We start from the raw sequence: 26,562 nt of genomic DNA, 5'->3' as shown, positions 1-26,562 counted from the left end.
GTCGACCCTCATGGCGGGTCGACCCCCCGGCCGGAAGGCTGGGCGTCATGACGGACACCTCTCACTACGGGCCGGCGCCCTCCCGCGGCGACAGCACCCTGGACGACCTCTTCGACCGGCTGCGCACGAGCGGGTGGCACCGGGACACCGACCGCCGCTGGTTCGGCGGGGTCTGCGCGGGCATCGCGGCACGGTTCGACGTCGACCCGCTCCTCATCCGCGCAGCCGCCGTCGTGCTCACGTTCGCCGGTGGCCTCGGGATCCCGCTGTACCTCGTCCTCTGGCTCCTGCTGCCCGACCGGGGCGGCCGGATGCTCGCCGAGCGCGCGTTGCGGCACGGCGACGGGCCCGCGGTGCTCCTGCTCGTCGCGACGTCGGTGTTCTTCGTCGGCGGGGTCGTGTCCTACGGCCTGAGCGGTGCCGACTGGAACGGGAGCCTGTGGGTCCTCCTCCCGGTCGTGCTCGTCGTGTGGTTCCTCGCCACCCGCGCCAGTCCCTCCGGGACGTCCACGCCCCGCCCCGACCCCGCCGTGACCACACCCCCGCCACCACCGACGGAAGGACCGACCATGGCAGCCCCGACGAGCTCGTTCGCGCCGGCCGGCGTCCCGGCGGCCCCGGGCCCGGCGCCCGCCCGGCCCGCGCGCTACGGCGAACCCGGTGGATGGTCCCCGCCACGGTACGGCGAACCGGGTGGGTGGAACACGCCGCCACCGGCACCTCCGACGCCCCCGCGGTCGGCGGAGCTGGTACCTCCCCCGCCGCCCAGCCCCCGCAGGCGCCGGCCCAGCGGGTACGTCGGCCTCATGTCGCTCGGACTCGCCGTCGCCCTGTTCGGCGCCGGGATCGCGCTGTCCGACCCGCTCGGGCTGGACGCGGTCCCCGCCGCCCTCGGGTTCGCCCTCGCCCTGACGGGCGTCTCGGTCGTCGTCATCGCCCTCGCGCTGAGCGGAAGGGCGGCCGGGTTCAGCGGCTTCCTCGTGGCCGTCCTCGCCGTCCCCACGATCGCCACCGCCGCCGCGTCGAACATTCCCGAGGACAGGATCGGCGACCGGGTCTGGACCCCGACGGCGGCCTCCCTCCCGGCGGACTACTCGCTCGGTGCCGGTGACGCGACGCTGGACCTCACGGCGCTGAGTGGCCTGCCCACCCTGGACTCGTCCGACGACCCGCCCACGATCGACGCCGACCTCACCGCGGGCCAGCTCGTCGTCCGGGTCCCCGACGGCCTCGACCTGCGGGTCGAGTCGTCCATCGACTTCGGCGAGATCCGGCACGAGGAGGTCACCGAGTACGTCGGGGACCGCACCGTCTTCGCCCGCAACGGCACCGACGTCACCGAAGAGGTCGTCATCGGGGACGACACCCCCGACCTCGTCGTCCGGACCCACGTCGACTTCGGCAGCATCGTCATCGAGGAGCAGTCATGACCACCGACGACACCACCCGCCCCCTGGCCGAGGATCTCGGCCTGGGCGACGACCGGGACGACGCGGACGCCCCGACCACCGACACCGTCGGGTCCACGGCAGGTGCGTCCGGAGCCTCACCGGGGCCGACGTACCGCCAGGGACCGGCGCCGTTCGGGCTCGTCCTCGGGATGCTGGGGCTCGTCACGGCGGTCGTGTGCGGGCTGAGCCTGACCGTCGACGTCTCGGTGCCGTGGGAGGACGTCGGGCCGTGGGTCGTCGTCGGTGGCGGCCTCCTCGTCCTCGGCGTCGGAGCCCTCGGACTGCGCGCGAGCCGGCGTCAGGACTGAGGCCAGGGATGCTCCCACCGGTGACCGACCGCCTCGAGCGCGGTGGGCACCGTGGCCACGACCGGCATCTCCCCCAGCCTCTCGAGAGGCACCCATCGCGCGTCGGACGTCGACCCGCCCACGTCGTGCACGACGGGGCGGGTCGGCTCCGTGCAGCGGGCGGAGTGGAGGAGGCGCACGGCGTGGTTGTCGAGGCTCTCCGCCCCGGTGCCTCCCGTCCAGTGCCGGGTGACGACCTCGACGAGCCGGACGGCGTCCACGACCTGCCCGGTCTCCTCCATGACCTCCCGGACGACGGCGTCCGCCGGGGCCTCACCGGGGTCCAGCCCTCCACCGGGGAGGTTCCAGCGCCCGCTCGCTCCGGTGCGGTCGGAGAGCTGGGTCAGGAGGAGGGAGCCGTCGGCGACGACGACCGCGTAGGCGGCGACGCGCCGCCGCCTCGCCGTCCCGCCCTCGACGGGCACGGTGGCGGGTCCGCGCGCCCCTTCCGAGGAGGCCTGCACGGTGAAGGTGAGCACGAGGTCGCCGAGGCCGCCGTCCACCCGGACCTCGCGCGACGCCCAGCCGCGCCGGAGCAGCTCGTCCCGGGGGTCGGCACCGTGGCCGAGCTCGACGGCGACGACCCGTCGGCCGTCCGCCTCGCCGACGACGGTGATCACGCGCCGGCCCGTCGGTACTCGTCGACGGTGGCCGACACGGCGCTCGCCCAGTCCTGGCGTGGCGGGGCCTCGCGCGCGGCGTCCTGCAGGGCGGTGAGCCGTCCCGGGTCGGCGGCGAGCCCCGCGACGGCCGTCGCGAGCCCGGCGTCGTCGGGGACGAGCAGACCGTCGACGCCGTGCGTGACGATGTCGTCGACACCGGTGCCGCGCAGCGCGACGACCGGTAGCCCCGCGGCCCGGGCCTCGAGCGCGGCGATGCCGAAGGCCTCCAGCCGCGTCGCGGTGAGGTAGACGTCGGCGTCGTGGTGCAGGTCCCGCAGCTCCTCGCGGCCCAGACGCCCCGGCAGCTCGACGCCCCGCATCCCCCTCCCCCGGAGGTAGGCCTCCATCGTCCGGCGTTGCGGGCCCTCACCCGCCACCGTCGCACGCAGCGGAGCCGCTGCGCCGGAGAGCTCACCCGCCCCGTGCAGCGCGCCCAGGAGGGCGAGGGGGCGCTTGCGCCGGACGAGCCGCATCACGGTGTCGACGTGCAGACCCTCGGCAGAACGCCCACGCGACGCGTCCCGCTCCCACCAGGCCGCGTCGATCCCGTTGTTCAGGACCGCGACGTCGGCGTCCCCCGCGACGTCACGCACCCGGGTGGCCGCCATGCCCGACACCGCGCTCAGGGCCACCCCCCGGGCCGCCCAGCGGCGCACGTGGCCGGCCAGGCGGAACGCGACCCGGGAACGGTCGAGCACGCAGTGGAAGGTGGCCGCCACCGGCAGGCCGGCACCGAGTGCCGTGCGGACGAGGTCGGTGGCGAACGGGCTGACGACGCCGAGGTGCCCGTGGGCGACGTCGAAGCCGCCCGCGTCGAGCCGGCGGTGGACCTCGGGGGGTGCGAGCGGGTTGACCGGTACCCCGCCCGGCAGCGGCACCGCCATCCGGTGGACGACCACCCGGTCCGCCTCGTGGGTGCGGGCACCCCTGCGCTCACCGCCCGGGCCGGCCGTCGCGGTGAACACCTCGACCTCGTGCCCGGTCGCGGCGAGCCGGTGGGCGAGGTCGTGGACCTGCCGCTCGATGCCTCCGACCCGCGGTGGGTAGCAGTCCGAGAGGAGGGCGACCTTCACGAGGGTCCACCCTGCCATGCGGGAGGATGGGCGACGATGCCCCGCACCCTCGTGGCGTTCCACGCCCACCCCGACGACGAGGCCCTCCTCACGGCCGGCACGATGGCTCGCGCCGCCGCGGAGGGCCACCGGGTCGTCCTCGTCCTCGCGACCGACGGCGGGGCGGGTCTCGCCGACGACGAGCTGCGTCGCGGCGAGCGACTGGGGGTCCTCCGACTGGCCGAGGCGGAGCGCTCGGCCGCCGCGCTCGGGGTGGCCCGGGTCGAGTGGCTCGGGTACGCCGACAGCGGCAGCGGCGCCGAGCCCGAGCCCGACGCCCCGGGTGTCGTCCGCTTCTGCCGGGCACCGCTCGAGGAGGCCGCCGAACGGCTCGCCGCCGTGCTGCGCACCGAGCGCGCCGACGTCCTCCTCTCCTACGACGTCAACGGGGGGTACGGGCACCGGGACCACCGCCGGGTGCACGAGGTCGGCGCGCTGGCCGCGCAGGTCGCCGGGACCCCGCGGGTCCTCGAGGCGACCGTGCCGCGCGACACCATCGCCCGGGCGGTCCGGTTCGCCGCGCGCGTGTACCGCTTCCCCGCCGAGTTCGACCCGACGTCCTTCGACCGTGCCTTCACCGCCCGTGCCGACATCACCCACCGGGTCGACGTGCGCCGGTACGTCGCGGCCAAGCGGACCTCGATGCGGGCCCACGCCTCACAGGCCACGGGCGGAGGCGCCGCCGAACCGGGCGAGGGCGTCCAGACCGGGGACCGGACATTGGCCGCGTTCCTCCGGGTCCCCCGGCCGCTCTACGATCTCGTGTTCGGGCGCGAATGGTTCCGCGACCCGTCGAGAGCGCCAGGGGGACGTGTGAGCACCGACATCTTCGAGGACCTGCCGTGAGGGCCGGCGGGGTCGAGATCCCGACTCAGGGGCGCCAGCTCGCCCAGTTCGCGCTCGGGATGGCCCTCGCCGTCGTCCTGCTCGTGTGGGGGCTCCCCTACTTCGCGCAGACGTCGTGGTCGGACATCTGGGCGGTGATCCGGACGGTCCCGCTGCTCCACATGCTGGGCCTCCAGACCCTCATGCTCGCCGGTCTGTACTGCTACACGTTCACCTTCACGGGGTCGCTGCGCGGGCTCTCGCACGGGAAGGCCCTGATCATCAACCTCTGCGGGTCGTCGGTGTCCAACCTGCTCCCCGGGGGCGGGGCGGTGGGGCTCGCCGCGACGTTCGCGATGTGCCGCTCGTGGGGCTTCACCCGCCGGGCGACGTCGACGTCGGCCATCGTCACCGGCGTCTGGAACGTCCTGGCCCGGATCGCGCTGCCCGTCGTCGCCATCCTCGTGCTCGTGCTCAGCGGGGTCACCCTGCCCCGTGCGCTCACCGACCTCGCGATCGGGGGTTCCCTCGTCGGGCTCGCCGTGCTCGGTGCCGTGGCAGGGATGCTCGCGAGCGAGCGGGTCGCCCAGCGGCTCGGTGCGGCGATCGACCGCGTCGTCCGCCCGGTGGTCCGCCGACGGAGGCCGGAGTCGACCATGAGCGTCGAGGAGCTCGTCCAGGACCTGCGGGCACGGATCATCGACGTCGTCCGGTGGCGCTGGTGGTCGATGACCCTCGGGATGGTCGGCTTCTTCGGCATCTACTACGTGCTGTTCGGGCTCGTCATGCGCGAGACCGGGGTGGTGCTGCCGCTCAACCTGCTGTTCGGGGCCTACGCCGTGGGACGGCTGCTCACCGCGGTCGGCATCACGCCGGGCGGCGTCGGCGTGACCGAGACCGCGACGACCGTCATCCTCGTGGGCTGGGGAGCCGACTCCGCCGCCGCGACGGCCGGCGTCGTGCTCTTCTCACTCATCACGCACGTCATGGAGGTGCCGCTCGGCGGGCTGGGGTGGCTGCTGTGGTCGATCAGCCCGAAGCAGGAGCCGCCGCCGGAGGGCGAGGAGCCGGTCTTCGGTGGCCCGGTCACCGTCCCGCCGACGGTCGACGCCCCGGATGACGGCCCACACGGCCCGCACCCCGACCCCGGCTGACCTCCCGCGGCACCTCCTCGCGAACGTGTGTGAACACGCGCCAGCCGTTGCGGCGTGTTCACACACGTTCGCGGGAGAGGAGGCGGCGCACCTGACGGGTGCGGGCCTCGTCCGCGAGCGGGTCGTCGAGGTCCTCGGGCTCGAACGGGCGGCCGGTGGCACGCTCGGCGGCGACCGCGATGAGCGCGTCGGACACCATCGGGTTCGCGGGCAGCAGCGGCCCGTGCAGGTACGACCCGATGACGTGGTTCGTCCGGGCGCCCTCGGTGCGGTCCTCGCCGTTGTTGCCGTGGCCGGACAGGACCGAGCCGAACGCCTCCTGCCCGGAGCCCAGCACGGTGGAGCCGGAGTGGTTCTCGTAGCCGACGACCTTGCCGTACTCGGTCTCGAGGCACACCGGCCCGATCATCCGCTTGTCGTTGCCCTTCGTCGTGACGTCGAGGATGCCGAGCCCGGGCAGCACCTGGCCGGTCACGGTGTGGAAGCTGTTGCCGAAGAGCTGGTACATGCCACAGATGACGAGCATCGGGACGCCGTCGGCGGCCATGGCCTTGAGCGCGGGCCCCACGGCCTCGAGGTCGGCCTCGACCCGGGCCTGTCCGGAGTCCTGGCCGCCACCGCCCATGAAGAGGTGCCCGTCGGAGCGGAACGTGCTGCCGGGATCGTGCAGGACGACCTCCGCGGTGTAGCCGTGCCTGCGGATGCGACCGGCGAGCGCATGCGTGTTGCCGCGGTCGCCGTAGATGCTCATCTCGCGCGGGTAGAGGTGGACGACGGTGATCGTCCCCTTGCTCGCGCCGGCGGGTTCGAGGGTCTCGGTGGTCATGCCGGGGCCTCCTCGCCGAAGTGGGCCAGCCCGTGCTGCGCAGCGAGGGTGCGGCGCAGCGCCATCATCGCCGTGTAGGTGCAGAAGATGCGCTTCGGCTCGTCGGGGTGGGCCGCGACGAACGCCTCGAGGGCGTCGTCGAGGTCGGGGACGACGCGGTCGGTGGCGACGTCGTCGTAGTGCAGCCGCAGCGCCATGTCGTAGGCGCGCACGCCGCTGGTCAGGGCCACGCCGCGGTCGCGCAGCGAGGCGAACGAGACGTCGTAGAGCCACGAGACGTCGCGGCCGTCGGCGTCGTTGTCGTTGATCGCGACCATCGTCGCGACCGGGGTGCTGCCGTAGGTGTTGAGCGCGACGCCGAAGCCGGCCGGGTTCTTCACGAGGACGAGCTCGAGCGGCTGGCCGTCGACCATGACGACCTCGCCCCGGCCGAACGGTGGCCGGACGGCGGCCAGTGCCTCGGCCGTGGTGGCGGCGTCGAAGGCACCCGCGAGGAGCATCCGGGCAGTGGTCGTGGCGGCCGTCGCGTTGATCATCGCGGCGAGCCCGCGCTGCTGGAGGGTGACCGGGCCGACCTCGAGGTCGTCGAAGACGATGTCGAAGGCCCGCTCGTCGCGGGGGCGCAGGCGCGCGTCGCCGGCGCCGAAGTCGTGCGCCGCCGCGGCGTCGTCGAACCGGGCGTCGTGCTCGGTGAGCTCGGGCAGACGGTCGGCGATGGAGGCGTCCAGCCCGAACCAGCGCACCGGGACGCCGAGCGGGGCGGCCGCGCGCGAGGTGAACGGGTCGTCCGCGTTGGCGACGACACCCTCGGTGGAGGCGGCGCCGAGGCGGGCGAGGAGTTCGGCGGTGTGGTCGATCTCGGCGAAGCGGTCGAGCTGGTCGCGCGCGACGTTGAGCAGGAGCGAGTGGGTGGGCGGGACCTCGTCGATGAACCGCATGGCGTGCGCCTCGTCGAGCTCGACGACGACCATGTCGGCGTCGAGGCGGCCGCTGACCGGCAGCTGCGGGAGCATCTCGGAGAGCACGCCGCGGGTGAAGTTGGAGCCCGTCGGGTTGGAGAACACGGTGCGCCCGTGGGCGCGCAGCACGGCGACGAGCATCTTGGTCGTGGTCGTCTTGCCGTTGGTCCCGCTGACGACGACGATGCCGCCGTCGATGCCGGCCAGTGCGGTGCGCAGGATGCGGGGCTGGATGCGCTCGGCGACGAGGCCGGGGAAGGCCGACCCTCCTCCGCGCCGGCGCGCGAGCATCCGGGCCGTCTTGCCCGCCACGACCGCGGTCGCCGTTCTCAGCACGGGGCAACCCTAGCCAGAGGGCGCCGGGGTCGCGGCATCACCCTCCGGCGCTCCACCGTGACGCTCGTGTCCTCCCACTGGTGAACCGACCCGTGAAGCCCGGACCCCACCGGTGATGACACATGGAACCCGGGCTTCACCACCGGTCTCACGGTCGTCGTCGACGCCTCACGCTCCACCACCCGGCTCACGGTCGTCGTCGACGCCTCACGCTCCACCACCCGGCTCCCGGTCGTCGTCGACGCCGGACGCGTCGCCCGAGGCTGCCGCTCAGCCCGGCAGGTGCGCGTCGAGCCAGCGGACGAGGTCGGCGGTCACCTCGTCGCGGATCGTCTCGTTGAAGATCTCGTGCCGGGCCCCGGGGTACAGCGTCAGGGTGACGTCGGTGAGCCCCGCCTCCCGGTACTGCTCGGTGACCTGCCGCGGTCCTTTGCCGCCGGCGCCGACCGGGTCCTGGTCGCCCGCGAGGACGAGCACGGGCAGGTCCCGCCGGACACCGGCGACCTTGTGGCGGTCGTTGACGAGGAGCAGTCCGCCCATCAGGTCGCTGAAGAACCCGGACGTGAAGGTGTTCCCGCACAGCGGGTCGGCGACGTAGGCGTCGACCTCGGCGTCGTCGCGGGAGAGCCAGTCGAAGTCGGTGCGGTTGGGCTTGAACGCGGCGTTGTACTGCCCGAACGAGAGCTTGTCCATGAGGGCGCTCGTGTGCCGGCCACCGCGCAGGCGCGCCTCGGTGGCGGCGATGCCGGCGCCGGCGCGCGTGAGCGCCTCCGTGTGGCTCGTCGGGCCGGTGAGGACGAGGCCGGCCAGCTCGGACGAGCCGCCGATGACGAGTGTGCGGGCGAGGATCGAGCCCATCGAGTGGCCGAGGAGGAAGACCGGCAGCCCGGTGTGCTCGGACGACGCGTGGGCGACGACGGTTCGCAGGTCGGCGGTGATGGTGGCCCATCCGTCGTGGTCGGCGAGGTAGCCGTGGTCGGCCGCGGACGCCGTGCGGCCGTGCCCGCGGTGGTCGTGGGCGTACACCGCGTAGCCCGCTGCGGTCAGCGTCTCGGCGAGCCGGGCGTACCGGGCGGAGTGCTCGGCCATCCCGTGGGCGACGACGAGGACGGCCTTCGCCTCGCCGTCGGGCAGCCAGCGGTGGGTGAAGATCTCGGTGCCGTCGGCCACCGTGACCGTCGTCGTGGTGCTCTGCATGGGGTACGTCCTCGCCGCCGGGGATGAGGGCCACAGCCTGCCACGACACCGAACGATGCGCGCCCACCCTGCGATGCCTGCTTGTTCACACCTGGGATGCTGCACCGATCGGTTGCCACCTATCCGTGCAGCATTCCCTGGAGTGGGCTACAGCGCCATTAGCCGCTGCACGCCCTAAGCGGTCAACTCGGCCTTTCGTCCGCCCAGTAGCTCACACCCTCGTACAGCGAATGCGCCGCGTCCTCTCCGAGATTCCGGTCGAGAGCGACCGACACGATGTACCTGGCCTGCGACAGACGCCGCCAGGCATCCCCACCCTCCGCCGAGAAATAGTCCCTGAGAGGGTCCTCCACCGATTCACGGGGGCCCTCCACCGAGTGGTGATCGAGCTCCCAGGTGAAGATCTGATGAGTTGAGACCACCACTGCCTCGAGGACCCGGGCAAGTTCACGCGCTTCAGCCAGCGTAAAAGCGACACTCTCGGGCATGCTCATCGGACTCGTTTCACATTATCCAGCGGGAGATCGCCGTCTGCGACCCATTCTTTAATGCCCATCGTAGGGTTAAGGCGCTCGTAGACCCTGGAACGAGGCACTTGGAACTCGATGACGGCGTTGCCGCGACCCTTCGAGATACCCAACGTCTTCTCAGCATCTGCTGGCGACAAGGGCCGTCCCTTCGCCCTAGTCATGAAGACTTTTCCTTGGTCTCGGGCTCTCAGCATCCCATCCTCGATGATGGCGCGAGCCGCTGACGTGGAAGTGTAGTGCCGCATCGTGACCATGTCACCGATTGCTTCGGCGCCCTTACTAGCTTCGCCGCAGTTGTGGGTGAGGACCGATGCGCCACCCACCACGACGAAGAACGTGTGCAGCTCAGCAACCGTGAGGTTACGCACCCCCACGCCGTGCACCGTGTACGCACGCACCGCATCCACCTGCACGAACGTGCCCGCCGCGGTCCGCAACAGATCCCCGACAACCACCTTCCCCGCCGGCACCCACGCACCCCGCTCCACCGACCAGATCGGATGGTTCCGCGTCGCCGACACCGTGTCCGACCCAACAGCCCCACCGACACCTTCACCAGCCACGTGCACCGTGATGTCGACCATGTCCTTGTCACCGAAACCCTCGATGACCGCCTCCACCGCACGCGGACCCGCTTCACCCGTCTCCGGATCCGCAGCCCACACCTCATCCCCCGGCCGCAGATCGCCGATCGGCCTGCTCGACCCGTCCGCCATCAGCACACCCGTCTCCGGGGTGAAGCTGTTGATCGAACACGCCAAGACCTCGTCGGCCCACTTCACGTCATCCAGGTGCCGCAGGAAGGCCTTCCCGGCCCGCCACACGGCCTCGCCGATCTTCTTGGCCTTGAGGATCTTCCCCCAGGGCAGGGCACCGACGACCATCATCGCGCAGGCCCCGAGATCGCCCTTGGTGAAGCAGTTGAGCATGTCGTTGACACCGAGGACCTCGAGCAGGATCTCGGCACCCTCCTGCTTGATGACATCCAGGATGGAGCGCCGCTTGACCTCCTTGGCCTTTTGGATGTCCCGCTCGGACGGTCCGGCCCCGGACGCCTTCCCCGCAGAAGTGCCCTTGGTCTTCAACTTCTTACCGCCCGGCCCGGAGCCGTCCCCCTTGACAGCGTCCTCGTCGCTCCATTTCTGCCCACTGACCGCATAGGGCTTCCCGTCGACCCAGACCGTATGGCCTCCCGCACCCCCGTTGCCCGCGTCGTCCAGGAGACCCGTCGGGTCGGAGAAGGTGACCGGGTTGTTGTGCGAGTACGCATACCCGTTCATCTGCTGTGGGTCGGTGACATCGAGCACTGGGTCCACCGAGACGAACCGTCCCGTGCCAGGGTCGTACTCGCGCGCCCCGATGTGGGTCAGCCCGGTTGCGTCGACCGTGCCCCCGACGAAGCCCGAGTCCTGCGGGAACTCGACCGAGGCCCCGCGCTCCTCACCGAAAGGCGTCAGGGTGCGCCGCGTCGCGGTGGTGGCGTCGCCGTCGACGATCCACTGCCCCGTTCCCTGATGGTCCGCGAGCACGTAGCGGAGCTCGTCACCCGAGCTGCGGAAGACCGTGCCACCGGCGACCGGGATGGCCCGCGTCGCCGTGACCGTGTCACCCGTGGCGACGTACTCGGTCCCCCCGAGGTAGAGGTGTGCCGTCGACCCCGAGCGCTTGAGGATCCGCGACCCGGATGCGTCGTAGAGGTAGGTCTCGGTAGCCCCTCCCGACTTCGCAGAGCTCGCGAGCCGGCCCTCGGCGTCCCACGTCTGCGTGTACGAGCCGGAGGCCGTGACCCGGTTGGTCTGGTGCCCTGCCTCGTCGTAGGCGTACGTGTCGGTCCGCGCACCCGGCCCGCTCTGCTCCACCCTCTGCAGGGTGTGCGGCTGGGCAGTGGCGCTTGCGGGGTAACCGTAGGTCCGTCCGATGTCGTTGCTCGCGGTCCCGGCCGAGTCGTGCCGCACCTCCGTCCTGCGGTTGCCGCGGTCGTCGTAGCCGTAGGTCCGCCAGTAGGCCTGGGGGCCTCCAACCGTCCCACCGGACCCGACGGACGGCGTGCTGCAGGTGCTCTGCGCGGTCGTCCAGACCTCGGTCAGGCGGCGGTGCCCGTCGTAGTCGAAGCACTCGCGCTCGGTCACCCCGGACCTGGCGGACACCGACGAGGTGACGTTGCCCGCGGCGTCGTAGCCGTAGTCCCGGGTGTCGATGACGTTCGGGGCGACGTTCTTCTCGTACCGGTAGCGGGTGAGCCGCCGCGTCGTCTCGTCGTACGTGAAGGAGGCGTAGACCTTGGCCGCAGGAGGTCCGAGAACGCCTCGTGCCAGCTCGCCGAAGGCCGTGTACGCAGCTTCCGGCTGGTACACCGCACCCGTGTTGCTCCGTGCACTGACCGGGTAGTCCAGACCGTCGTACCCGAAGTCGACGTACTCGAACGGCAGCCCGCCCTTGGAGTTGTACGCCTGGCGCGCGACGTCCCCGTTCAGCGTGTACGAGGTGGCGAAGTCGTAGGTGCCGGCCAGCGCTCCTTCCGCCGTGGGGATCGTGTGGCGGATGCTCTTCGGCCGACCCGCCACGTCGTAGCTGCGTACCTCGGTCTTGTACTCCGCGCCTTCCTGCCACCGCGATGAGGAGGTGAGCAGCCCCGCGGTGACCGTGTCGTAGGTGTACGAGGTGCGCAGGGCCCCCGACGCGGAGTCGTCACGCGTCTCGACGAGCCGGTCGAGGGTGTCGTAGCCCGACCACAGCACCTCTCCCCGCGCGTCCTTCGCCGTCGTCAGGTTGCCCACCAGATCGTAGGTGGAGTCTGTCTGGCCGGCGTCCGGGTCGGACGACCGGACGCGGTTGCCCATCAGGTCGTAGGCGTACGACCAGGTCGCCCCCGCGTCGTCCACGACCTTCGTGAGGTTGCCCTGCACGTCGTAGGTGTAGGTGGTCTCGGTCGACTCCCCGCTCGGGCTCCCACCCGGGTAGGTCACGAGGCGGGTCAGCCGCCCCTGGGCGTCGGTCACGCTGGCCGTGGCGGGCGCACCGTCCGGCGGGTCGACCCTCGTGACCTCTCCTGCGTAGCTCGTGACCGTGCGGTACTTCTCGGTGCCCCGGTTGTGCACCGCAGCCACCGTCGGCCGCCCCATCCCGTCGTACGTCGTGCGGGTCTGGGCGGGGATGTTGCCGTCCAAGGGCTCGAACAGCGTGCCGGATGCCCCTCCCGCGGCGGCGTAGGACGCGTTGACCTTCCACGGCAGGCCCCGGCTGTTGTAGTGCGTGTCGGTCAGCACTCGCCCGCTGCTGGCGCCGGGCTTCTGGGTCTGGATCGTCCGGCCGAGGCCGTCGAGGATGTCGAAGCTCGACCAGTAGCTCCCCGCGTTGTTGAGGGTCCTCGTCTCGATGACGGAGGGCGCCGTCTGCTTGATGGTGTACCGGTACTCGGTGTTCGGCGTCTCGGTCGCCTTGTCCCGACCGGGCAACCAGACAGCGGTCATCCGGCCCAGCGGGTCGTAGGTGACGTCGGTCCGCGCGCCGGACACGTCCACCGCCGAGGTCTCTGAGCCACGAGCATCCACCGTGCTCGTCGAGGACTGCCCGGCCGCGTTCGTCGTCGTCACCTTCGTGACGAGGCCGTGACCGGCCGGTGTCTGCGCGTAGCTCGTCGTCGTCTCGCGGTCCATGGCGTCGACCGCGGACACCTGCCGCCCGACGGTGTCGTACCCCGCCTTGCTCATCGCGGACCAGACGGGGGTCGAGCCGGAGAACGACGTCACCTGTGAGGTCTGGGTGAGGTCACCGTGCGTCGGCGCCTTGTCGTAGGCCTGCCCGTCGTACTGGAACTTCGTGTCCGACACCAGGTCGGCCGGCAGAGCCGGGGTCGCCGAGCACGGCTTCCGGTACACCGTGGTCCGGCGCGGCAGGGTCTGGATGGCTCCTGCGGTCGAGAACTCGTGGCGGGTGCACATCTCGTCCCCGGTGACCCCGGTGTCGCCCAGGTCGTCGACCCGGACGATCTTGCCGTTGCCGTCGAGTGTGTGCCCCACCTTGGTGCGACGCCAGCTGCCGTTCGCGAGCTTCGTCTTCGACTCCATGAGGTCGACACCCACGGGCCGGCTCGTCAGCGCCGCCGCCCCGTTCGGACGCGACTGGCTGCCCTGGGAGGCGCCTCTCCACGGTCGCGACAACGTGCTCGACAGCATGCTGCCGCCGGCCTTGTCATAGACCTTGACCTCACGCACCTTGCCCTGGAACTCGGGATGGTCGGTGACGCTCGCCCCGTCGCTGTCCTTGACGGTGGCGCTGCGCGTCCCGCTGGGCAGCTTGTCCCCGTGCATGCCCCGGAAGTAGGTGGACTCCTCCATCCCGACGACGTCAGGGGACCGGCCGTAGGTCGTCCGGACAGTGCCGTAGCCGCGGTACTCGTTCCAGGTCCGTCGCTCGGGCTTGACGAAGGGACTGTCCCCGTAGGCCCACCCGACCCCGCCGAGGTAGGCGTACGACGTCACCTTCGCCGGCTGGGAGCCGGTGCGGTCCTGCTCGCGGACCTCCCGGACGGTGTACTTGTGGAAGTACTCCTTGATCGGCTCGGTCGCGTTCTCCGGCGTCCACCACACCGGGTAGCACCGCATGGTGTTGCTCGAGTCGCTTGCCGGGAGGTTCGTCGGGGAGCACTCCGCGCCGTCGTAGTCCACGCCGATGACCGACCCGGTCTCGCCGAAGATGGTGTTGACGCGCAGCTTGCGCATCGGGGGCATGCCGTCGGACGTGCTGTCGACACGGTTCGGCAGCTCGACGGCATCGAAAGTGATCGCCGGCATCGACGACGTCCCACCCGTGTAGCCCGTCCTCTTGACGCTGTTGAGGAAGAGCGCGGGAGTCGTGCCGTCGGTGGGCCACGGGAAGGAGTGGCTGAGCGCCCACAGGTCGACGTTCGAGTAGGTGGACCCGTCCGCCGCGAGGTGCTGGGTCCTGACCGTGGCCAGCCGCTTGCGCGTCCAGAACGTCGGGGAGTACCGGCCGGTGCACTGCTCCGAGGACGTGCAGTTGAGGTCCACCGGCGTGTCCGGCCAGTGCGACGCGTTCGCGACGGTGAAGTTCGCGGTGGAGCAGGTGAACGTGCTGGTGGTGACGCAGCGCTCGCTCGTACCGAAGACGACCCGGGCCGGCGCCGGCTGGCTGTACTCGCTCCCGTCACGCTGTCCGTACTCGATCCGTGCCAGGTATCCGCCACGCACGTACCGGACAGGGCTCGGCGAAAGGTTCTTGCCGTAGTAGTTGTACTCCTTGACGTAGTAGTACGTCATGGTGTTGCCATGTGCGTCGACCACGTGGTCGAGGTTCCACCGCCAGGCCTGGTTGCAGAATGACGACGCGAAGGACGACCCGTGGCACGGTTCACCGGCCTGGTTTCCGGCGACCGGAACAGTCCACGTCGAATTCGTCTGAGACTTGCCCGACGTCCAGTTCTTCAGCCGGTGGCGCCCGAAGTAGTACTGGGTCCCGTCAGGTGACGTGAGCCTCCAGTACTCCCCGTTGTTGTCCCCGTTGGGTGCTCCGGTCAGCAGCTCGACCTTCGAGCCGTCGTGGTCCTTCAGGCGCCAACCGGACGCGGTCTTGACCAGGACGTGGCTGGCGCCGTTGAGGGACAGCACCGCGTTCTCGCCGTACCAGCAGAGGTCTGCGGTCTTCGTCGTCGTGTTGCTACCGGAGAGGTCCTCCGAACATGACTGGTACTGCCGCTCCACGCTTCCCGGCGCGAAGTCCCAGCCCTCACCGACCCAGCTGGCCTGGTTGTTCGTGGACGGCTGCCGGCCGTCGACGGAGGCCGACGAGTACCCCAGACCCACCTGGGGTGTGACGCCGCCGGGCGACGACGGGGTCTCGATCGGCAGCGACCAGGAGAAGCCACCACTGTTCCCGCCCGCGCTCCATGACCCCGACGGAGCGAGCGAGCTCGCGGCGTACGTGCCGGTACTCCCGGAGTCGCCGGCCACGGCGGCGACCAGCGTCGGGCCGTCGACCTCGATCGCCGCGGACACCGTGGCGGCTTCACGGTCATTGCTCGACTCAAGCGGCTGGAAGTCGTTGCAGTCCTTCGACTTCGGCGTCTCGATCCGGCACGGGTCGAGCTCGACCAGACGGAGTCGCGAAGCCCAGTCGGCGCCGACCGCGCGGCGCAGGTCCTCGTAGTCGAGCGTCACGTCGACGGTCGAGTCGCGCGCGTCCTCGGGCGGCTCGACCGAGATCAGCACTCCGGGCACTCCGGCCGCGTCCGACACCGAGCGGTCGAGGACCTCGACCCCCCAGTCCTCGCCCGTGGCCGGGGCGTCCTCCGCGGCGATCCGCACGGGGGTGCTCTTCACGGGGGTCCCGCGTTCGGACGAGACGGCTGCGGCTCGCGCCCGCCCCTTCCCGCTGGGCCAACGCGGCTTCCCGGGGGTCGTCCCTCGGGGAGTCGACACCGGGAGGGTGCGCTCTGCCACGTCCTTACCCGGGACCCGGTACTCGTCCGCGACGGGCGTCGGCGACCACGAGGACTCGGCCCGGGCATCGGGAACCGACACCCCGGAGGCGATGAGCGCCATGATCGCGACCGCTCCGACGGCGGGTGCGAGAGCGGCACGGCGGCCGGCGCCCCGCACCGCCCGGGAGGGCCTGCTCGTATCCATCTGGCTACTCCCCCGATGAGGTCGTGGACCCCGGTCCCCACCCGTCACCCCCATTGGGCTCCGTGGTTGCGAGGCACACCTTGGCGGCAAAGTCGCGCCACGTCAAGCCGAGAGGAAAAGTGGCTCGATCGCTTGCACCCCCCGACGAACATCTGGCACTCTTTCGCCGCGGCTGTGAGGCGTCCAAGCACTTCTCGGGGGATTCTTCGCCGCTTGGCCGGGGGCGCTCCTGCACTCGGATCTCGCAGATGTCGATGGGGTTTCATGATGGGTTTCTCGTCTCTTCCGCAGGCTCGCCGCGCACTCGCCGTCACCGCTGCGTTCGCGTTGGCGACCGGGCTCGGAGCGGGGTCACGCGCCGACGCAGAGGCTTCGGCGACGTCGCCGGCCGAGGCGGCAACGACGACCGGGCCGGACGCTCGGGGCCTCACGGAGGCAGAGGCCTCTGCAGAGGCCCGCACCTCGGGGAACCCGGTGGAGGTGTCCGCGCTGACCGACGAGACCACCATCACCTACGCGCAGCCCGACGGGTCGTTCCGGCAGACGTCGCATGCCCTGCCGGTCCGGGTTCGCGAGGACGGAACCTGGAAGGAGGTCGACACGACTCTCGTCCGGCGCCCCGACGGCACCGTGGCGCCCAAGCGGGCAGCGATCGACGTCGCGTTCGGTGCCGCAGGGACCGACAGCGTGATCACGCTCCGTGAGGACGAAGCCTGGGTGCAGCTGGCCTGGGCCGGCCAGTCGCTGCCACAGCCGGAGATCGACGCGAACGTCGTGCGGTACCCCGACGCGCTCCCCGGGGTCGACCTCGTCATCGAGATGGGACCGAGCTCGTACACCCAGGTGTTCGAGGTGAAGAACCGGGCCGCAGGACGAAACCCGGCGCTCCGTCGCCTGCGGTTCGACGTGCGAGCCACCGGCGCGAAGGTCGTCGAGCGACCCAACGGAGGGCTGGCGGTCGTGGGACGGCAAGGCCGCGCCATCTTCGAGAGCATGACTCCTCAGGCCTGGGAGCGGGGAACGACTCCCGACGGCCGGGGCGAGCGCAGCACCAGCCCGGACCCCGACGCCCGTCAGCGACCGGTCGGACTGTCCGTGGCAGACGGCTCGGTGACCTTGGACGTTCCCAGCGACCTGCTCACCGACCCGAAGACTCGCTATCCGGTCTCGATCGACCCGAGCATCGGCAACAGGCTGGCATGGGCCTATGTCGACTCGACGTACTCCGGGACCTCGTACTACAACGCCACCCGCGAGGCCACGGTCGGTTACAGCGCGGACGGCGGGATGAAGCGTCGCAGCTTCTTCCGCTACTACGTGAAGGGCCTCAACGGCAAGGTCGTCGACAGCGCCACCTTCCGGGCGGTGAATACATGGTCGTGGTCGTGCAGCGCTCGTGAGGTCCAGGTCTGGGTGACGGGCAACTTCAGCAGCTCGACCACGTGGAGCAAGCAGCCCTCGTGGAGCTCGAAGGTGGCGAGCAAGAGCTTCGCGTACAACTGGGCACCGAGCGGAAGCAGCTCCTCGTGCGCCGGCAACGGCGGGGGAGTCGAGTTCAACGTGCGATCCGGGGTCGCCACGGCTGCGTCCAAGAACTGGACCCACCTCGTGCTCGCGATGCGTGCCGGCAACGAGTCCGACACGTACGCCTGGAAGAAGTTCAAGAACAACCCCGCCCTCGACATCAAGTACCACAGCAGGCCGACCACGCCCACCGGTCTGTCGACCTCACCCTCCACTTCCTGCTCCAACGGCCTCGTCGGCAACACCGATCTCACGCTGAAGGCCGTGCCGCGCGACCCCGACGGCGGCACCGTCTACGCCCGGTTCCGGGTGTGGAAGAACGGCACCTCCCGCCCGTCGAACCACACTCGGTCCGTCAAGGTGACCAGCGGGGTGACTGCCACGACGATCTTCACGCAAGGGTCGCTCACCGCGAACACCAAGTACCGCTGGGACGTGACGACCTACGCGGGGGGAGAGGAGTCCTCGCCATCCACGCAGTGCTCCTTCACGATCGACACCAAGGCCCCGTCGCCTGCCGCCGTGACGGTATCGAGCACCGACTACCCCGAGACCCCGGACAACGAGGACTGGGTCCAAGGGCTCCCGGCCGGCACGCCGGGACGCTTCACGATCAGCGCGCCGGGGACGGACGCCACGGCGTACCGCGTGGGTGTCAACTCCCACCACGAGATCGAGGAGCCGTCCTACGTCGTCAAGCCGTCGTCCCCCGGGGGCCCGGTCACCGTCGACCTCGTCCCGACCGACGAGGTCAACACCGTGCGCGTCGTGCTGGAGGATGCCTCCGGCAACAAGAGCGCGTGGACGGGCTACAGCTTCCACGCTGCGCCACCCCTGGAACCCCAGGGCCCGTGGACGCCCCGGGACGCGAACAACGACGGCCGACCGGACGTCATCAGCGTGTGGGGCGATGACAGCAACGTATGGGGCAACGGCAGCCGCCTCGCGTGCCTCTATCTGGGGTCAGGGCAGAGGTCACCGTTCTGGGGCCCCGCCAGCGGCTGCCGCACCCCGATCGCCACGAATGTCACAACCGACTACCGGCCCGTCCAGGTCGACTGGAACGCCGATGGTTTCGGAGACCTCGTCAGCCTCGGCCAGGGGGGCGCCCTGATGGTGCAGGTGGGCGATGGCTCCGGGTGGTATCCGGGCGCCGTGCCCGTCACCCGGCTCGTCGCAGGGGAGATCGACGAGGACGAGTGCATCGATGACCTCGATGCCTGCGGCGATGATGTCGAGGAGCCGGTCGTCGTCCCCGACGCACTCGAGGTCCACACCCCCGGCGACTGGGACGACGACGGCAACGCCGACCTGCTCGTGAAGGCGTCGAACGGAGACGTGCGGGTGCTCCACGGCGACGGCAACGGGCACGTCCAGGACAGCCCGACCGGGGACCCGAGCTCGAAGGTCGACCATGTGTGGACCGGCTACATGATCGTGACGATGGGTGACTACGACGGAGACGCTCTGGCGGACATCATCGGCCGGGACGCCAACGGCGACCTCTGGCTGTACCCGGGTCTGCTCGGATCGGGAGTCGGCCCACGGGTGAAGGTCGCGTCGGGCTGGAACGTCTACGAGCGGATCTACGCCGCCGGCGACTGGGATGGCGACGGGCACCAGGACCTCTTCGGCAAGCTGGCCGAGCCGCTGGGGAACGAGCCGGCCGGCTACTTCCAGTACTACCCGGGCACCGGTATTACGCCGACGGCGTTCGAGGCCCGGCGCAGAGCGATGTCCGGATGGGCGGGCCTCACCTGGGCAGGATGACCATGCCCGGCAAGGGCCCTGGAAGGACCAGTGCGACCAGCCGAGTGCCTGGAGTCGCGATCGTCGTCACGGCCGCGCTCAGCGGCTGAGCCGGGGCGCGATGCCGGGCGTCACTCCCACTCGATGGTGCCCGGCGGCTTGCTCGTGACGTCGAGGACGACGCGGTTGACCTCGCGCACCTCGTTCGTGATCCGTGTGGAGATCTTCGCGAGGACCTCGAACGGGATGCGTGTCCAGTCGGCCGTCATGGCGTCCTCGGACGACACCGGGCGCAGCACGATCGGGTGCCCGTACGTGCGTCCGTCACCCTGCACCCCGACCGAGCGCACGTCGGCGAGCAGCACGACCGGGCACTGCCAGATCTCGCGGTCCATACCGGCGGCCGAGAGCTCGTGCCGGGCGATCCGGTCGGCGGCACGCAGCACGTCGAGCCGCTCCTGGGTGACCTCGCCGACGATCCGGATGCCGAGGCCCGGCCCCGGGAACGGCTGACGCCACACGATGCCCTCGGGGACGCCCAGCTCGAGACCGACTTGGCGCACCTCGTCCTTGAAGAGCAGGCGCAGCGGCTCGACGAGCGTGAACCGGAGGTCCTCCGGCAGCCCGCCGACGTTGTGGTGGCTCTTGATGTTCGCCGTGCCGCTGCCGCCGCCGGACTCGACGACGTCCGGGTAGAGCGTGCCCTGGACGAGGAACTCGACCGGGTGGTCGCCCTCGCCCGCGTGCTCCCCGACGATGTCGCGCGCGGCCTGCTCGAAGACCCGGATGAACTCGCGCCCGATGACCTTGCGCTTCTCCTCGGGGTCGCTGACCCCGGCGAGCGCCGAGAGGAAACGGTCGGCGGCGTCGACCGTGACGAGGTCGACCCCCGTGGCGGCGACGAAGTCCTGCTGCACCTGCTCGGCCTCCCCCGCCCGCAGCAGCCCGTGGTCGACGAACACGCAGGTCAGCTGGTCGCCGACGGCGCGCTGGACGAGCGCGGCGGCCACCGAGGAGTCGACCCCGCCGGAGAGGCCGCAGATGACCCTCGCCTCGCCGATCTGCTCGCGCACGGCCCCGACGAGCTCCTCGACGACGTTCTCGGCCGTCCACTCGCCCGTGAGGCCGGCACCCTTGGCGAGGAAGTTCTCCAACACGCGCTGCCCGAACGTCGAGTGCATCACCTCGGGGTGCCACTGCACGCCGTAGAGCTTGCGGTCGTCGTCCTCGAAGCCCGCCACCGGAGAGCCGGCGGTGCTCGCCGTGACCCGCATCCCCCCGGGAGCCTCGGCCACCGAGTCGCCGTGGCTCATCCACACCGACTGCTCGCCGGGCTGGCCGTTGAACAGGGTGCTCGCGGTGTCGCTGATCGTCGCGGGCGTCGCACCGAACTCCGAGAGCCCGGTCCTCTCGACCCGCCCGCCGAGCGCGAGCGCCATCGCCTGGAACCCGTAGCACATGCCGAAGACGGGGACGCCCGCCTCGACCACCGCCGGGTCGAGGCGCGGGGCGCCCTCCTCGTACACCGACGACGGGCCGCCGGAGAGGATGATCGCCGCGGGGTCCTTGGCGAGCATCTCGTCGGCCGACATCGAGTGCGGGACGACCTCGCTGAAGCAGTTGGCCTCCCGCACCCGGCGCGCGATGAGCTGGGCGTACTGCGCGCCGAAGTCGACGACGAGTACCGGCCGGTCGGCGAGGTGGACCGGCTCACCGCCCTCGACGACGGCGTGCGACGGGTCGACGGGCGAGGGGTCGGCGGGCAGCTCCGGGGCGTTGCTCACAGCGGCAAGGCTACTGGCGCGCCGCGCGCAGACCGGCCCCGACCTCGCCCGCCACGCGGCGTTCGACCCAGAACGAGAGGAACGGCACACAGCCGGCGAGCATGACGAGCACCATCCGGGGCAGCGACCACCCCACCTTGAAGCCGAGGACGGCCGTCGCGACGAGGTAGACCATGTAGATGAAGCCGTGCGGCTGCGGCCACCAGTGCAGCGGGTTCGCCTCGCCCTTCATCCCGAAGCCGTAGGACAGGACCATCTCGACGACGAGGACGAGCAGCCCGACCCCGACGACGAACGCCATGACCTTGAAGAAGGTGAGGCGGGGACGGACGGCGTCGACGTCCTCCGACGCGATGACGGTGGCGGGGCGGGCCTCAGAGGTGCTCACGGACCCCATTGTCGCCGGAGCCGTCCGCGTGGTCCGCACCGGTCCGCTGGTGCTCCTCGCGGACCATCCGCCACCAGAGCCAGAGCGCGAAGAGGGCGAAGACCCACCACTGGACCGCGTAGGCGGCGTTGCGCCACGTCACCCCGGTCGGTCCGAGCGGGGTCGGCACCTTGGTCAGCTGCGGGCCGGTGGCCGGGGTCTCGGCCTGGAGGAAGAGGAACGCGTTGTAGAGGTCGCCGTCCCAGGTGTTGACCAGGACGGAGGTGTCCACCGAGCCGATCTCTCCCGGCCCGGTGTCCACCGACGACGGCGACTCGGGCGGGGCGAGCCCCCCGGAGAGCGTCAGCGGCCCGGTGGGCGGCTCGCCCGCGTCGGCCCCCTCGGGGAGGAAGCCACGGAGGACGGGCAGGGTGGCGTCCGTGGCGTCGACGACGAAGGGCGTGAGCACCCAGGACCCGCTCGCACCGTCGAGGCGGCGGTCCGGGACGCGCAGCTGCCCCCCGGTGTAGTGGCCGGTCACGGTGACCGGCCGGGACGACATCTCGCCGGGGAACGACGAGTGTGGTGCCAGGACGTCGGTGAGCACGACCGGAGCCGCCGAGCGGGCCCGCTCGACGGCCTCCTCGTGGGCCGTCCCCTGCGCCACCCCGAGCTGCCAGCGGCCGAGCAGCACGAACGCGACGCCCACGACGAGGACGAGCCCGAGCAGCCCGAGGTACCTCGGGGTCAGGGCGGTCCGCAGCACGTCACGAGGCTACGTGACCGGTCCGGACGTCGTCGTCGGCTCGTCGGTCCGGAGCTGCCGAGACCGCCGAGACCGCCGAGACCGCCGAGACCACGGTTCGTCCACGAGACCCCGGTTCGGAACCGGGGTCTCGTGGACATGTCGGGGTGACCCCGAAATGTCGGGACGGACGGGGTGGTTGGGGCAGGCATGGGACCGCAGCCCGGCGAGCCACCGACCGTGGTGGCGCTGCACGTCGCCCCCGGCCGACGCCTGCCGATGCGCTCCGTGCCGTCCGTGCAGGTCGAGACCGGGACGGGCATCGTCGGCGACCGCTACCACGGCAGCCGGCACCGGCACGTCACCGTGCAGTCCTCGGACGGGCTGGCGACGGCCGGCGAGCGGCTCGGGACACCCGTCCCGGCCGAGGGCACCCGGCGCAACGTCACGGTCTCGCACGGCCCGGTGGTGTCGGTTCCGGGCGCCCGGGCACGGGTCGGCGAGGTGCTGCTCGAGGTCGTCCGGGTCGCGGCGCCGTGCCGGGTCCTCGACGACGAGGTCGCACCCGGGGCGGCGGCCGCGTTGCACGGCCTGGCGGGCACGGTCTTCCGGGTGGTCGAGAGTGGACGGATGGTGGTCGGTGACGCCTACGAGGAGCTGCCGTTCGACCCGGACGAGGCGGCCGAGCGCGCGCGGCGGTCACGGACGGCGGCGAGGTCTCCCGGACCCGGCCTCCCCTGATCCCCGACGGCCCGGAAAACCGGTTCGCCGGTGTCGGTGCCGACGACTAGCGTGGCCGGGTCATGCTGCGCCGACCTGCCTGGGACTACGGCGTGCGACCCGGGGACGACCCGCCCGCCGACGCGGACCGGCTGCTCGTCTGGCTCGCACGCCGGCAGTGGCGCACCCTCCTCGCGGGCGCGGGTTTCGGCATCCCGTGGATGCTCTCGGTCGCCCTCGTCCCCGCCGCCGTCGGGCACGCGGTCGACGACGGCATCGTGGCGCGCGACGGCCGGGCGCTCCTCCTGTGGTCGGCAGCGGTCGTCGGGCTGGCCCTGATCTCGGCGACCGTCGGCAACGGCCGGCACTGGTTCGCGGTCAAGAACTGGCTCGTGTCCGCGTTCCGGGCCGGGCTGGTGGCCGACCGCGCGGTCCGCCGTGCCGGCCCCGCGCTGACCCGCACGATGCCCGCCGGCGAGGTCCTCGCCAGCTTCACGAGCGACTTCGGCCGGATGGGGCACACCTTCGACGTCTTCGCCCGGTTCATGGGCGCGGTCGTCTCGTTCGTCGTCGTCGCGGTCATCCTGCTGCGCGGCTCGGTGCTGCTCGGGGTCATCATGCTCGTCGGCGGTCCGCTGCTCGTCGCCTCGCTGGCGTTCGTCATGAGACCGCTGCAACGCCGCCAGAGCGCGCAGCGCGAGGAAGCCGGGAGGCTCACCGCCCTCGGCGCCGACACCGTGGCCGGCCTGCGGGTGCTGCGCGGCATCGGCGGCGAACAGTCCTTCCTGGCCCGTTACCGCCGTCAGTCGCAGTCGGTGCGCCGCGCGGGCGTCCACGTCGCCGGCACCCAGGCCACCCTCGACGCCGCCCAGGTGCTGCTGCCGGGGCTGTTCGTCCTCGTCGTCACGGCCGTCGGCGCGCGCCTGGCCGTCGCGGGCGAGATCACCCCGGGCCAGCTGGTGGCCTACTACGGGTACACGGCGTTCCTCACCATCCCGCTCCAGACGGCGGTCGAGATGGCCGACAAGCTCATCACCACCCGCGTCGCCGCCCGCCGGATCGCGCGCATCCTCGCCGTCGAGCCCGACCATCCCGGCGCCCCCGTCGGCACGCCGCTCCCGCCGCTCGGCGGGCCCCTGGTCGACCCCACGTCCGGCGTCACGGCCGAGCCCGGGGCGCTCACCGCGCTCGTCAGCGACCGCCCCGAGGAGACCGCCGCCGTCGCGGCGCGGCTCGGACGGGTCACGCCCGGGCGACACGGGGTCCGCTGGGGCCCTGCCTGTCTCGACGACCTGCCCGTCGAGGTCGTCCGCTCGCGCGTGCTCGTCGCGCAGGCCGACCCGCGGCTGTTCAGCGGCCCGCTGCGCCGCGAGCTCGGCGGCGCCGACGACGACGCCCGCCTCGCGGCGCTCACCGTGGCCGACGCCCACGACGCCCTGGCCGCGCTCGACGAGGGTCTGGCCGGCGAGCTCGAGGAGCGCGGACGGTCCCTCTCCGGCGGTCAGCGCCAGCGGCTCGCCCTCGCCCGTGCCCTCCTGCGCGACCCCGAGGTGCTCGTCCTCGTCGAACCGACCAGTGCGGTCGACGCGCACACCGAGACCCGGGTCGCCGAGCGGCTCGCCGCCCACCGACGCGGCCGTACCACCGTCGTCGTCACCGCGAGCCCGCTCCTGCTCGACCACGCCGACGTCGTCCACCTGCTCCGGGACGGACGCGTCGTCGCCTCCGGGACCCACCGGGAGCTCTCCCGGAGCCACCCCGCCTACCGGTGGGTCGTCGTGCGGGGGGAGGAGGACGCCGATGTCGCCGCTCCGTGACCACACCGACCACGCGCGCCGGACGTTGCCCATCGCGTCCGGTGCCGTCGTGCGCGCCCACGTCGGCGTGCTGCTGCGCGACCACCGCCGGCCCCTCGTGTGGGTGCTGGTCTGGCACCTGCTCGCCGCTCTCGTCGGACTCACCGGCCCGTGGGTCGTCGGCCAGGTCGTGGGCACCGTCACCACGGGGCGCGCGACCGTCACCGACCTCGACCTCCTCGTCGGCCTGCTCGCGGCCGCGGTCCTCGCCGAGACCGTCGCCACCTGGGTCGCCCGGCGCAGCTCGTTCGTCCTGTCCGAGCAGGTCTTCGCCCGGCTGCGCGAGGACTTCGTCGGGTCCGCCGTCCGGCTGCCGCTCTCCACGGTCGAGCGCGCCGGCACCGGCGACCTCCTGGCCCGGACGACGAACGACATCGACGCCGTCAGCTACGTCATCCGCTTCGGCATCCCCACCGTCGTCGTCTCGGTGACGACCGTCGCGGTCACCGCGGTCGCCACCGTCGTCGCCTCACCCCTGGCCGCGCTGCCACTCCTCCTCACGCCGCTGATCTGGTTCCTCCCCACCCGGCGGTACCTCCGGCTCGCCGGGCCGGGCTACCTGTGGGAGCACGCCACCTACGCCCGGCTCAACGGGGTCGCCGCCGAGACCGTGGAGGGCGCGGCCACCGTCGACGCCCTCGGCCTGCACGAGGAGCGCGGCGAACGGTTCGCGGAGGCCGTCGCCGAGAGCCACACCGCCGAGCGCTACACCGTAGGCCTGCGGCTGCGGTGGTTCCCGTGGCTCGAGCTCGGTTTCTTCGCGCCGGTCGCCGGCAGCCTGCTCTGGGGCGGCTGGCTCGCGTGGGAGGGCGTCATCCCCGTGGCGACGGCCACCGCGGTCGTCCTGTACGTCCAGCGGCTGCTGGACCCCCTCGGCGAGGTCATCGGCATGCTCGACGAGATCCAGTTCGCCGCGACCTCGATGTCCCGCATCCTCGGGGTCGCGGAGGTGCCCCCGGACCGCGTCGCCACCGGCGCCGAGCCCACCGACGACCACCTGTCGGTGGCGGGCGTGCGGTACGCCTACCGCACCGGTCAGGACGTCCTGCACGGCGTCTCGCTCGACCTGCGCCCCGGTGAGCGGCTGGCGGTCGTCGGCCCGTCCGGTGCCGGCAAGTCGACGCTCGGACGCCTCATGGCGGGCGTCGACGGGCCGCGGGTCGGACGGATCACCGTGGGTGGCGTCCCCCTCGTCGACCTCGAGCTCGACGACCTGCGCGGCCAGGTCGCGCTCGTCACCCAGGAGCACCACGTCTTCGTCGGGACGCTCGCGGACAACCTCCGCCTGCCCCGGCCGGATGCCGACGACGCCACCCTGCGTGAGGCGCTCGCCGCGGTCGACGCCCTCGACTGGGCCGAGCGCCTGCCGGAGGGCCTCGAGACCGTGGTCGGCTCCGGCGGGTACGCGCTCACGGAGGCCCAGGCCCAGCAGGTGGCGCTGGCCCGGCTGGTGCTCGCCGACCCCCACACCCTCGTCCTCGACGAGGCCACCTCGCTGCTCGACCCCCGTGCGGCACGCCACCTCGAGCGTTCCCTCGCCGCGGTCCTCACCGGCCGGACCGTCGTCGCCATCGCGCACCGGCTGCACACCGCGCACGACGCCGACCGCGTGGCCGTCGTCGAGGGCGGCAGGGTGCACGAGCTCGGCTCGCACGACGAGCTCATCGCCGCCGACGGGTCCTACGCCGCCCTGTGGCGGTCCTGGCGGGACGAGGGCTGAGCGCCCCCGTCCGTCCCCGGCTCCGCCCCCGGGCCGAGCCCTCGTCCCCCTCCG

The 26,562-nt window shown here is 71.9% G+C and carries 18 protein-coding genes; 8 read left to right on the top strand and 10 right to left on the bottom strand.

Features of this window, described 5'->3' with window-relative positions; all coding sequences use genetic code 11:
* Positions 1-47: 47 nt before the first annotated feature.
* Together JQN72_RS00915 and JQN72_RS00910 are read left to right on the top strand one after the other, a co-directional pair.
* Positions 48-1,430, top strand: coding sequence for a PspC domain-containing protein (locus JQN72_RS00915; RefSeq protein ID WP_204133274.1), 1,383 nt, complete (start codon positions 48-50; stop codon positions 1,428-1,430).
* Positions 1,427-1,759, top strand: coding sequence for a hypothetical protein (locus JQN72_RS00910; protein ID WP_204133273.1), 333 nt, complete (start codon positions 1,427-1,429; stop codon positions 1,757-1,759). Before JQN72_RS00915 ends, JQN72_RS00910 begins: the two co-directional genes overlap by 4 nt.
* Here JQN72_RS00910 and JQN72_RS18115 read toward each other — a convergent pair.
* Positions 1,750-2,418: an NUDIX hydrolase gene (locus JQN72_RS18115; protein ID WP_204133272.1), complete on the bottom strand. Its 669-nt coding sequence runs from the start codon at positions 2,416-2,418 to the stop codon at positions 1,750-1,752. The genes JQN72_RS00910 and JQN72_RS18115 overlap by 10 nt on opposite strands.
* Positions 2,415-3,551, bottom strand: a complete 1,137-nt coding sequence (locus JQN72_RS00900; protein WP_204133271.1) for a glycosyltransferase family 4 protein — start codon at positions 3,549-3,551, stop codon at positions 2,415-2,417. Before JQN72_RS00900 ends, JQN72_RS18115 begins: the two co-directional genes overlap by 4 nt.
* A gap of 18 nt (positions 3,552-3,569) precedes the next feature.
* On the opposite strand from JQN72_RS00900, the gene JQN72_RS00895 reads away from it, so the two are divergent.
* The gene (locus JQN72_RS00895; RefSeq protein ID WP_204133270.1) at positions 3,570-4,418 is read left to right on the top strand and encodes a PIG-L deacetylase family protein; all 849 of its coding nucleotides are present in this window, start codon (positions 3,570-3,572) and stop codon (positions 4,416-4,418) included.
* Positions 4,415-5,551, top strand: a complete 1,137-nt coding sequence (locus tag JQN72_RS00890) for a lysylphosphatidylglycerol synthase transmembrane domain-containing protein (protein WP_307812333.1) — start codon at positions 4,415-4,417, stop codon at positions 5,549-5,551. Before JQN72_RS00895 ends, JQN72_RS00890 begins: the two co-directional genes overlap by 4 nt.
* 58 nt (positions 5,552-5,609) lie before the next feature.
* Here the strand turns inward: JQN72_RS00890 and JQN72_RS00885 are convergent, their stop codons facing one another.
* From JQN72_RS00885 to JQN72_RS00865, 5 genes are all read right to left on the bottom strand, one after another.
* The gene (locus JQN72_RS00885; RefSeq protein ID WP_204133268.1) at positions 5,610-6,377 is read right to left on the bottom strand and encodes a type 1 glutamine amidotransferase; all 768 of its coding nucleotides are present in this window, start codon (positions 6,375-6,377) and stop codon (positions 5,610-5,612) included.
* Positions 6,374-7,672, bottom strand: a complete 1,299-nt coding sequence (locus JQN72_RS00880) for a MurT ligase domain-containing protein (RefSeq protein ID WP_307812332.1) — start codon at positions 7,670-7,672, stop codon at positions 6,374-6,376. The genes JQN72_RS00885 and JQN72_RS00880 overlap by 4 nt, the downstream gene beginning before the upstream one ends.
* Positions 7,673-7,942: 270 nt before the next feature.
* Positions 7,943-8,869 carry an alpha/beta hydrolase gene (locus JQN72_RS00875; protein WP_204133267.1) on the bottom strand — a complete coding sequence of 309 codons (927 nt, stop codon included), beginning with the start codon at positions 8,867-8,869 and terminating at the stop codon, positions 7,943-7,945.
* A gap of 182 nt (positions 8,870-9,051) precedes the next feature.
* Entirely contained in the window at positions 9,052-9,363 is a 312-nt protein-coding gene (locus JQN72_RS00870; RefSeq protein WP_204133266.1) for a hypothetical protein, read from the bottom strand.
* Positions 9,360-16,043 carry an RHS repeat-associated core domain-containing protein gene (locus JQN72_RS00865; protein ID WP_204133265.1) on the bottom strand — a complete coding sequence of 2,228 codons (6,684 nt, stop codon included), beginning with the start codon at positions 16,041-16,043 and terminating at the stop codon, positions 9,360-9,362. Before JQN72_RS00865 ends, JQN72_RS00870 begins: the two co-directional genes overlap by 4 nt.
* Before the next feature lie 480 nt (positions 16,044-16,523).
* On the opposite strand from JQN72_RS00865, the gene JQN72_RS00860 reads away from it, so the two are divergent.
* The gene (locus JQN72_RS00860; RefSeq protein WP_204133264.1) at positions 16,524-19,337 is read left to right on the top strand and encodes a DNRLRE domain-containing protein; all 2,814 of its coding nucleotides are present in this window, start codon (positions 16,524-16,526) and stop codon (positions 19,335-19,337) included.
* 110 nt (positions 19,338-19,447) lie between these two features.
* Here JQN72_RS00860 and guaA read toward each other — a convergent pair whose 3' ends face one another.
* From guaA to JQN72_RS00845, 3 genes are read right to left on the bottom strand one after another with little or no spacing between them, the layout of a single operon-like run.
* Complete coding sequence (gene guaA / locus JQN72_RS00855) at positions 19,448-21,100, bottom strand: glutamine-hydrolyzing GMP synthase (RefSeq protein WP_307812331.1); 1,653 nt, start codon at positions 21,098-21,100, stop codon at positions 19,448-19,450.
* 10 nt (positions 21,101-21,110) lie between these two features.
* A complete protein-coding gene (locus tag JQN72_RS00850) occupies positions 21,111-21,488 on the bottom strand; it encodes a DUF3817 domain-containing protein (protein ID WP_374190864.1) in 378 nt (125 codons plus the stop codon).
* Positions 21,475-22,233, bottom strand: a complete 759-nt coding sequence (locus JQN72_RS00845; RefSeq protein WP_204133263.1) for an SURF1 family protein — start codon at positions 22,231-22,233, stop codon at positions 21,475-21,477. Before JQN72_RS00845 ends, JQN72_RS00850 begins: the two co-directional genes overlap by 14 nt.
* 189 nt (positions 22,234-22,422) lie before the next feature.
* Here JQN72_RS00845 and JQN72_RS00840 point away from each other — a divergent pair, with 189 nt between their 5' ends.
* The 3 genes from JQN72_RS00840 to JQN72_RS00830 all read left to right on the top strand — a co-directional run bounded on the left by JQN72_RS00840 (position 22,423) and on the right by JQN72_RS00830 (position 26,508).
* Positions 22,423-22,953, top strand: coding sequence for an MOSC domain-containing protein (locus JQN72_RS00840; RefSeq protein ID WP_204133262.1), 531 nt, complete (start codon positions 22,423-22,425; stop codon positions 22,951-22,953).
* Positions 22,954-23,015: 62 nt separating this feature from the next.
* Positions 23,016-24,749, top strand: coding sequence for an ABC transporter ATP-binding protein (locus JQN72_RS00835; RefSeq protein ID WP_204133261.1), 1,734 nt, complete (start codon positions 23,016-23,018; stop codon positions 24,747-24,749).
* Positions 24,733-26,508, top strand: coding sequence for an ABC transporter ATP-binding protein (locus JQN72_RS00830; RefSeq protein ID WP_204133260.1), 1,776 nt, complete (start codon positions 24,733-24,735; stop codon positions 26,506-26,508). Before JQN72_RS00835 ends, JQN72_RS00830 begins: the two co-directional genes overlap by 17 nt.
* Positions 26,509-26,562: the final 54 nt, after the last annotated feature.

The sequence above is a fragment of the Phycicoccus sp. CSK15P-2 genome, assembly GCF_016888005.1.
Lineage (GTDB): Bacteria > Actinomycetota > Actinomycetes > Actinomycetales > Dermatophilaceae > Phycicoccus.
This window is presented reverse-complemented; position numbering and strand designations above follow the sequence as displayed.